The sequence below is a fragment of the Cyclobacterium salsum genome, assembly GCF_010119245.1.
Lineage (GTDB): Bacteria > Bacteroidota > Bacteroidia > Cytophagales > Cyclobacteriaceae > Cyclobacterium > Cyclobacterium salsum.
The window spans coordinates 707,018-715,737 of sequence record NZ_WNKG01000002.1; the positions used below are offsets into that span (position 1 = coordinate 707,018).

Annotated in this window: 8 protein-coding genes; 6 read left to right on the plus strand and 2 right to left on the minus strand. The window is 46.5% G+C overall.

The window, feature by feature from the left end; translation table 11 throughout:
- Position 1: 1 nt before the first annotated feature.
- The 6 genes from ccoN to GJS45_RS05605 all read left to right on the plus strand — a co-directional run bounded on the left by ccoN (position 2) and on the right by GJS45_RS05605 (position 5,905).
- Positions 2-2,134 carry a cytochrome-c oxidase, cbb3-type subunit I gene (ccoN, locus tag GJS45_RS05580; protein WP_162340452.1) on the plus strand — a complete coding sequence of 711 codons (2,133 nt, stop codon included), beginning with the start codon at positions 2-4 and terminating at the stop codon, positions 2,132-2,134.
- Between the two features lie 13 nt (positions 2,135-2,147).
- Positions 2,148-2,339, plus strand: a complete 192-nt coding sequence (locus GJS45_RS05585) for a cbb3-type cytochrome c oxidase subunit 3 (RefSeq protein WP_162340453.1) — start codon at positions 2,148-2,150, stop codon at positions 2,337-2,339.
- The gene (locus tag GJS45_RS05590; RefSeq protein WP_162340454.1) at positions 2,326-3,252 is read left to right on the plus strand and encodes a cbb3-type cytochrome c oxidase N-terminal domain-containing protein; all 927 of its coding nucleotides are present in this window, start codon (positions 2,326-2,328) and stop codon (positions 3,250-3,252) included. The genes GJS45_RS05585 and GJS45_RS05590 overlap by 14 nt, the downstream gene beginning before the upstream one ends.
- Before the next feature lie 72 nt (positions 3,253-3,324).
- Positions 3,325-4,740: a cytochrome c oxidase accessory protein CcoG gene (gene ccoG, locus GJS45_RS05595; RefSeq protein WP_162340455.1), complete on the plus strand. Its 1,416-nt coding sequence runs from the start codon at positions 3,325-3,327 to the stop codon at positions 4,738-4,740.
- A gap of 19 nt (positions 4,741-4,759) precedes the next feature.
- Positions 4,760-5,185 (plus strand): FixH family protein, encoded by a 426-nt coding sequence (locus tag GJS45_RS05600; protein ID WP_162340456.1) that lies wholly within the window; start codon positions 4,760-4,762, stop codon positions 5,183-5,185.
- Positions 5,186-5,191: 6 nt separating this feature from the next.
- Positions 5,192-5,905, plus strand: coding sequence for a sulfite exporter TauE/SafE family protein (locus GJS45_RS05605; protein WP_162340457.1), 714 nt, complete (start codon positions 5,192-5,194; stop codon positions 5,903-5,905).
- 19 nt (positions 5,906-5,924) lie between these two features.
- On the opposite strand, the gene GJS45_RS05610 is transcribed toward GJS45_RS05605, so the two are convergent.
- Both GJS45_RS05610 and GJS45_RS05615 read right to left on the minus strand, forming a co-directional pair.
- The gene (locus tag GJS45_RS05610) at positions 5,925-6,896 is read right to left on the minus strand and encodes a PorP/SprF family type IX secretion system membrane protein (protein ID WP_162340458.1); all 972 of its coding nucleotides are present in this window, start codon (positions 6,894-6,896) and stop codon (positions 5,925-5,927) included.
- A gap of 10 nt (positions 6,897-6,906) precedes the next feature.
- Positions 6,907-8,720, minus strand: a 1,814-nt coding sequence (locus tag GJS45_RS05615) for a T9SS type B sorting domain-containing protein (RefSeq protein ID WP_162340459.1), incomplete at its 5' end; no start/stop codon positions are given.

Below are 8,720 nucleotides of genomic sequence, written 5' to 3' on the forward strand. Positions count from 1 at the left end.
TATGTCAGGACCATTACTTGAACAGTTTAGTTACGATAATAAGATCGTAAAATACTTTGGTGCAGCCACCATTATCTGGGGGATAGCCGGTATGCTGATCGGGGTGATTGCTGCGACGCAGCTTTTTCTTCCCGAGGCCAACATGGGCAATCCGTATACTACTTTTGGCAGGTTACGACCATTACACACCAATGCCGTAATCTTTGCCTTTGTGGGCAATGCCATTTTTGCCGGGGTTTATTACTCCATGCCCCGCTTGCTGAAAGCACCTATGTGGAACAAAACGCTAAGTTGGTTTCATTTCTGGGGCTGGCAGATCATTATCCTTTCTGCTGTCATCACCCTTCCTTTGGGTTTGACTTCCTCCAAAGAATATGCAGAGTTGGAATGGCCCATTGACATAGCCATTACCATTGTATGGGTGGCTTTTGGAGCGAATATGATAGGTACGCTAATCAAGCGTAGGGAAAAGCACATGTACGTGGCCATTTGGTTTTACCTGGCTTCCTTTGTGACCGTGGCGGTCCTTCACATATTCAATTCGCTCGCCTTGCCGGTATCGCTTTTTAAGAGTTATTCAGCCTATGCGGGCGTTCAGGATGCGTTGGTACAATGGTGGTATGGACACAATGCGGTGGCCTTTTTTCTCACCACACCATTCTTGGGCCTGATGTATTATTACCTGCCCAAGGCCGCTAACCGGCCGGTATATTCCTACAAGCTTTCCATTATCCACTTCTGGTCCCTGATCTTTATCTACATCTGGGCAGGACCGCATCATTTGCTGTACACCGCCTTGCCGGAATGGGCTCAGGTGCTGGGCGTGGCTTTTTCAATCATGCTTATCGCTCCCTCCTGGGGAGGAATGGTGAATGGCCTGCTGACGCTTCGCGGGGCCTGGGACAAGGTAAGGGTAGACCCGGTACTGAAATTTATGGTAGTAGCGGTTACTGCCTATGGCATGGCTACCTTTGAGGGCCCTTTACTCTCCTTGAAAAACGTTAATGCCATCGCCCACTACACCGATTGGATCGTGGCACACGTTCACATCGGCGGTTTGGGATGGAATGGCTTCCTGACCTTTTCCATGCTCTATTGGTTGTGGCCAAAAATGTGGAGAACCAATTTGTATTCTGTAAAATTGGCCAATACCCACTTCTGGTTGGGTACCTTGGGTATTCTTTTCTATGCCTTGCCCATGTACGTAGCGGCGCTTACCCAGAGTTTGATGTGGAAGGAATTCGGAGATGCGGGAAGGTTGGCCTATCCCAACTTTTTGGAAACAGTCATTCAGATCGTCCCCATGTACATGCTGCGGGCATTCGGTGGCCTTTTATACCTGTCAGGAGCCATTATCATGGTTTATAATCTGGTGAAAACGGCTGCTGCCGGATCGTTCCTCGAAGAAGAAGCCGATGAAGCCCCCGCGCTGGCCAAGCATGTGTCTACCAAGGGCGAATTCTGGCACCGGGCATGGGAACGAAAACCCGTATTCTTCACCATTCTGGCCACGGTAGCCATTTTGATTGGAGGCGTTGTCGAAATTATTCCTACCATTTTGATTAAATCCAACGTGCCCACCATCAGCAGCGTAGAGCCCTATACTCCACTTGAATTGCAGGGAAGGGATCTTTACATTTCCAATGGATGTGTCGGATGCCATTCTCAAATGATTCGGCCATTCCGATCCGAGACGGAACGCTATGGCGAATACTCCAAAGCAGGCGAATACGTTTACGACAGGCCATTCCTGTGGGGATCTAAACGTACCGGACCGGATCTGCACCGGGTAGGAGGCAAATATCCCGATAGCTGGCATTACCACCATATGGTGGATCCCCGGACCATGTCTCCGGGGTCACTGATGCCTCCTTATCCCTGGATGACGACCAATCTGATGGATCACAGTAATATAGGAGCAAAGATCCGGACCATGCAGAAACTAGGGGTTCCCTATCCGGAGGGATATGATGAAGCAGCCATCAACGATTTGAACGCACAGGCAGAATCCATTGTGGCAGGGCTGAAAGAATCAGGCGTAGAAGTCCTGCCTGAATCCGAGATAGTTGCGTTGATTGCCTACCTTCAGCGACTAGGTACCGATATCAGTAAAACCACCAGTTCCAACCCATAAAACGGAAACGACCATGCAAAAGGAAATATTAAGATCTATAGAAAACATTGAAATTTATCCCATCATCTCCCTGCTGATTTTTGTAATCTTCTTTGTGGGGATGTTTTGGTGGGTCGTTCGTGTAGATAAGAATTACATTGACCACATGAAAGAAATGCCTTTGAAAGATGAACCTCAAAAAGATGATTCCTATGAAAACGTTTAAACTGATTGGAGCTTCCTTATTGTCCCTGTTTTTGGTAATCCCTGGCCTTGCTCAGGAGAGTGAGGAAAGCTGGACCGCCCAACTGCAGCAACTGGATAGCGGCCAGGCAGCCTTGTTGATGATCATTGGGGTAGTATTGCTCTTAATCGTGGTCATCATGGGGTTGATGCTGTATTTATTATCTTTTCTGATGACGGTGATCCGCAAGGATAATCCGGCCCTGGCGGAGAAGCCTTCCTGGTGGGAAGAATTCAAAGTGAAATTTGTAACGGGTAAAATGAAACCTATTGAACAGGAAAAAGACATCCAGTTGGACCATAGCTACGATGGTATCGTGGAACTCGATAATTTCATGCCTCCCTGGTTGAAATACGTTTTTTATATGAGTATCGCTTTTGCTATACTCTACTTTGTTAATTATTCGATCCTGGGAATCGGAAAGACCCAATACGAGGAATATGAAGAGGAATTGGCGATTGCCGCTATGGAGGAGGAATCCAGAGGGGAATCCATGTTGGCATCTATAGATGAAACGTCCGTTGAATTTGATTCTTCAACTCCGGCTATTGAGGCAGGCATGGAATTGTACGCAGGAAACTGTGCCGCCTGTCATGCCATGGATGGGGGCGGCGGCGTTGGGCCTAACCTTACCGATGAATACTGGATTCACGGAGCAGACATTAAGGATGTCTTTTCGGTGGTTAAATACGGAGTAATCGAAAAGGGGATGATTCCCTGGCAAGATCAACTTAGTCCGGAGCAAATGCAGCAGGTTTCCAGCTACGTGCTTACCCTTCAGGGAACCACCCCTGCCAACCCCAAAGAGCCGCAGGGAGAAAAATACGAACCTGAGGTAGAAGATCCTGTCGATGCGCTGGGAGAAGATGAGCTGGGTTTAGAGCCGGTGGAGTAATCTATTTGGGTCGGGACACACTGTCCCGACCTTCCATTACCCGCCTTTACCTATTTAAAGTAAAATATAGTTATGGCAATAAAAAATGAAAACCTTGACCCTGATAAATTCCGGGATTCCATGGGAACCGTCACGAAAGACGGAGGGAGAAATTGGGTGTATCCCAAGAAGGTTTCTGGAAAATTTTACAAGTGGAGAACCTATTTTTCATGGATTTTACTTGCCATTTTGTTTGCCGGACCCTTCATCCGAATAGACGGTCGCCCTTGGTTGTTATTCAATATTTTTGAGCGCAAGTTTATAATTTTCGGGGCCGTATTCTGGCCACAAGATACCCATTTGCTTATTTTTTTACTCCTGATTTTTGTCGTGTTTATTATCTTGTTTACCGTGGTCTTTGGAAGGGTTTTTTGTGGCTGGGCCTGTCCGCAGACCCTTTTTATGGAAATGGTTTTCCGTAAAATTGAATATTGGATTGAGGGGGATGCCAACCAGCAGCGGAAACTAAATGCCATGCCCTGGAATGGAGAAAAAATGCAAAAGAAAGGACTGAAGATGACGATCTTTGTTCTCATTTCCTTACTAATTTCACACACGGTGATGGCCTACCTGATTGGGGTAGATCAAGTAAAGGAAATTGTCCAGCAATCTCCTGCTGAAAACCCGGCCGGATTTTTAGGTTTGATCGCCTTCACCGGTATCTTTTTGTTTGTCTTTTCCTGGTTTAGGGAACAAGCCTGCATTGTGGTTTGTCCCTATGGAAGATTACAGGGAGTTCTACTGGATAATCAATCCATCAATGTAAGTTACGACTACGTGAGGGGAGAGCCCAGGGGTCCCATTCGGAAAAATAAGGTGGAAGATAAGGCCTTGGGAGACTGCGTGGATTGCACCCTTTGCGTGCAGGTGTGTCCAACGGGTATTGATATCCGAAATGGAGTGCAGATGGAATGCGTCAATTGTACAGCTTGTATGGATGCCTGTGATGAGGTCATGGAAAAGGTAGATCGCCCGAAAGGCCTGATCCGCTATGCTTCGGAAACGAGCATCGTCACCGGAACGTCTAAATTGATTACCGGCAGGGTAAAAGCTTATTCTTCCATACTTCTGTTGTTAATTGCTGGATTCGTAGCCTTGTTGGTTACCAGAGATGATCTGGCGGCAACCGTGACCCGGTTTCGGGGAATGACCTATCAGGAGCGAGAGGGTGGTCAGATTAGTAACTTGTATGAGGTAACATTGATCAACAAGACCTTTGAGGCGCAGGAGGTAAGTATTGTGCCAGAGGATCCTACTATTCGCATGGAAAAAGTGGGGGACACGGATTGGAACCTGACCGGGCAGTCTAAATTTGAAGGGCGCTTTTTTCTGGTAAAGGACCAGGATGACATGGTCGTGCCGCAGGAAAACATCGTCCTTCTTCTGAAGCAAAATGGCGAAACCATTGACAAAATGGCCACCAGTTTTATGGGGCCGGTAAAAAATTGAACGCATTAAAAATAACACTATGAATTGGGGAAATGGAATAGTAGTAGTTTTTGTCGTATTCGTAGCCTTAATGGCTACCATGGTCACCATTTGTATGAAACAGGATGACCTGCATCTGGTGACGGATAATTATTATGAAGAGGAAATCAGGTATCAGGAACATATTGATAAGGTCAGCAATTCGTTTGAGTCTGAAAGAAAAGCCTTGCGGTTTGATGTCGGGAAAAAGGTGTTGACGCTCAACCTTCCCATTGGGGCTAAGGGAGAATTGCATTTGTTCCGGCCATCGGATGCCAGAATGGATCGAAAGATCGATGTGGACATTACAGAAAAGGATGTCAATACGGTCAACCTCAATGATCTTGAGACAGGGTATTGGCGAGTAAAACTTACCTGGAAAGAAAATGGAAAAGGTTTCTTTGAAGAGAAAAAGATTGATTTATAATTAACGATGCTCTGGACGGCCTTTATATGGGGATTTTTGGGATCTTTCCACTGCATTGGAATGTGTGGTCCCATTGCGCTGGCACTGGCAGGAAAGGATAAAAACAAATACCTGGTAAATAAGCTTCTGTACAATTCTGGGAGAACCCTTACCTACTCCCTGTTAGGGGGGCTGGTGGGCTTACTTGGCTTTTCCCTGGCGATGGCTGGCATTCAACAGTGGCTTTCCATTTTGACAGGAGGGGTCCTGCTGATGATGGCTTTTTCCTACCGCAAATCCGAAACCTGGGCTTCCAATTCCTTTTTGTCGGCTGCATTGGCCAAATTAAAATCCCGTTTGGGACGTACTATCAAACCCGGTGGTACCCGGGCGTTTGCTTTATCTGGAATATTAAACGGCTTTCTGCCCTGTGGAATGGTCTACATGGCGTTGATGGCTTCGTTGGGACTGCAAGGCCCCATACAAGGAATGGCTTACATGTTCTTCTTTGGTTTGGGGACGTTTCCGGTAATGATCCTTTTGATGATCTCCGGAAATGCCTTCTCTGCTGGCCTCCGGCTGAGAGTAAATCGATTACTACCCTATTTTGCCTTGGTAGTGGGTACCTTATTTATCATTAGAGGGATGGGCTGGGGGATACCTTACCTGAGTCCTTCCCTTTCCTTTCCTGCTTCACAGGCCACGGAACTACTGGATGGAAACATCACCCATTGTGAATAAGTAAAGGGCTTACATCTCCTTACCAGATTACTAACTCATTATTGGTTGATTGATCGTTACTTCCAAATAGGTGGTAGACCAGCGCAAATTCGTGGGTCTGACCTGGCAACAGGTAGCTACGGTTTGACGGAAATTCATAGATGTAACCCAATCTAAACTTGTCGAACAACACCCCAAATTGAAGGTTGCTGGCATAATCAAACCGATGCCCCCCACCAATCCATAGCTTGTTTCCCAGTAGGGTTTTTAAATTGAATTCGATGTTATCAGGCAATCCTTCTTGATTCCGGTAAAAACCATTGACAATCAAAGCAACCTGTGGAGAGAGGGTTTCTCTGAAGCCAGCTTGCGCAATGTAGGTAACAGGCCTACCATCCATGAATTCTTCTCCGCTAACTATCCGTCCTTTATTTACGTTGTTCATGGCATAGGAAAAATAATAGGATTTATGGGTAAGTGCCAGTCCGATGTTAAAATCAAAAATTTGCATGTCCGAAAAGCTGCCCAGGTATTGACCAATAAGGGGATCCCCAGCTTGTTCACTGGATAGGGCATTTCCATCCAGCCTAATGGTTTGGTAATTTAGGGCAGCCCCCAATCGTAATTGGTGCTCGCTAGTCAAGCGAACCCTGCTGGCATAAGCAAGCAAAAGCTCCGTTTCTTTAAAGGCTCCATAGGTATCATGCATCAGGTTAATGCTGTAGGCATTTTTCCCCATCAGAGCAGGGTCTTCCAGTCCTTTCGCTTCGGCAAAATCCATTTCGGCACCGATAAAATAGGTTTTGGGAGCCCCCTCCATCCCGGACCATTGATTTCTTACAAAACCTCGTAAAGTACTCCCTTCATAACCCGTTAGGCCAGGGTTGAAATAACTTTGGAAATGGCTGAACTGACTGATGTATTTTCTTGACTGTGCCTGTAGATTACCGGTTTGAAAAGCCAGTATCAGTAGAACGAGGCAGGCTGTTATGGGTGCATTGCTGATTTTCATGTTCCTTTGATTAATCGTTAAAAATAGTGAGTACTCCCCGTCGGATTTCATCCGTTTCTCCCAAACTGATCACCCAGAAATAGGTTCCGGTAGGCAATTCATTACCAAAATAAGTTCCATCCCACCGTTCATTCGGGTTTTCTGTGTAGAAGATGCGCTTGCCGCTTCTTTCATAGACTGCGATTTTACTATCCTGATAATATCGGAGATCATTTACACCCCAATCATCGTTGACGCCATCCCCATTGGGCGTAAACGAATTGGGTACAAAAATAGCATCCAGATCGGCCCTGCTCCTGTTCAGGGTGAAGGTTTGGAAAATGGTATTCCCAGCCCTATCCGTGCTGCTTACTTGCAGGCTAAACGAGGTTTTTCCCGGCAGGGCTTCCTGACTGTTCCAAAATAAGTCACTGCCTGAAATCCCGAAATAGCGGTTATCCATTGTTGATCCGGTTAGCTCATATCGGTGAATATTGTCTGCCGGATCCAATGTGTTCAAGGAGCCGATAACCGTCCCGGGATCACTATCAGCAGCAAACTCATCGGTAGATAGCGTGATTCCTTCCGGAAGGGCTTTGTCTTCAACTAAGATACTTAGAATAGGTTCCAACCCATCCGGATTTTGAATGTTGCCAACGTCCGGAGTGCCTTTGTATTGATACAAACCAGCAACTTTGGTATCCAATACAGGAATCGTCCAACTAACCGGAATGCTGCTTTCCTGTCCATTACTGAGCCGTACGGTAATTTTATCCGGGAAGGAAACGGATTCTAGTGGAGTATTCCAGGGGATAGTGACTAACTCTGGATCTTCTATGGCTACCAGGTTTAGGTTTACCAACGTTATTTCGAATGAAGCAGTTTTATCATTACCGTCTGTATCGGTAGCCGTTAATTGCACAAGAATGGTTTCGGCATCGGAATACTGTGTTCCCGGAGCCGGAAGCTGAACGAACCGGGATAATTCACAATTGTCCCGTGCCACTGCCACCTCGGTGAAGTCAGGCAATTCATAGCTGCCATTCAAATAAATGGTTTGGTCCGCCGGAATGGATTCGATCACCGGCGCAGTGACATCCGCGATGACTACTTCCTGCGTCTGGGTGCTGCTGTTTCCATTCGAATCAGTAAATGTCCAGGTAATCAGCGTATTTTCCTGAATAGGAAGGTTTTTATCGGGTACTCCAACAATACTTCCATCACAATTGTCACTCGCTGTGGGAGGCTCCCAGGATTCCAAAGCACACTCCGCTCTTAATACGGGAAGGCTGGCGAGGGAGGGTAGAGGAGCGGATTGGTCTTCCACATTCACCAGTGCATTTGAATTAAATGCGTTTCCATTTTTATCCAAAACACTCACCTCAATTTCCTGTTCGCCTAAAGTCGTGCAATCAAAATCAACCCTGTCAAGAATGACGAGTTGACCGGCCGCCAGCGGTTGATCAAGCAGACTCACAGGTTCCAAGGTTGCTTTTCCCGATTCATCAAGGACCAGTGTGCTGTTTTTGACACGAGGAAGAATTTGGAAAGTGTCTCCGGAAAATTGAATTTGATAATTAGTGCCTGCACTCAGGCTTCCCTGATTGATTGCATAAGCGCCCACATCTTCCCCAATTTCCCTGTTTAGAGATCCGGAAAGTAGTGATTCGTCCTCTCCGTTTACGAAACCGCTGCTCGTAAAGGTAAGGGCAGGGTCATTCTCCCCGTAAACTTTATTTTGTCCGGAATTGGCGTTCAGAACCAATGTTTGTGGATTGATAGAAAAGTCGGCTGCTGTAAAGTCCAGTGTATAATTGGCACCCGCACTAAGGTTCCCTTGACGAA

Excerpts from the sequence above, each read along its gene's own strand:
- ccoG (WP_162340455.1), top strand. The coding sequence starts at position 3,325 with ATGGCAATAAAAAATGAAAACCTTGACCCTGATAAATTCCGGGATTCC.
- GJS45_RS05610 (WP_162340458.1), bottom strand. The coding sequence starts at position 6,896 with ATGAAAATCAGCAATGCACCCATAACAGCCTGCCTCGTTCTACTGATA.
- ccoN (WP_162340452.1), top strand. The coding sequence starts at position 2 with ATGTCAGGACCATTACTTGAACAGTTTAGTTACGATAATAAGATCGTA.
- GJS45_RS05600 (WP_162340456.1), top strand. The coding sequence starts at position 4,760 with ATGAATTGGGGAAATGGAATAGTAGTAGTTTTTGTCGTATTCGTAGCC.
- GJS45_RS05585 (WP_162340453.1), top strand. The coding sequence starts at position 2,148 with ATGCAAAAGGAAATATTAAGATCTATAGAAAACATTGAAATTTATCCC.
- GJS45_RS05590 (WP_162340454.1), top strand. The coding sequence starts at position 2,326 with ATGAAAACGTTTAAACTGATTGGAGCTTCCTTATTGTCCCTGTTTTTG.
- GJS45_RS05605 (WP_162340457.1), top strand. The coding sequence starts at position 5,192 with ATGCTCTGGACGGCCTTTATATGGGGATTTTTGGGATCTTTCCACTGC.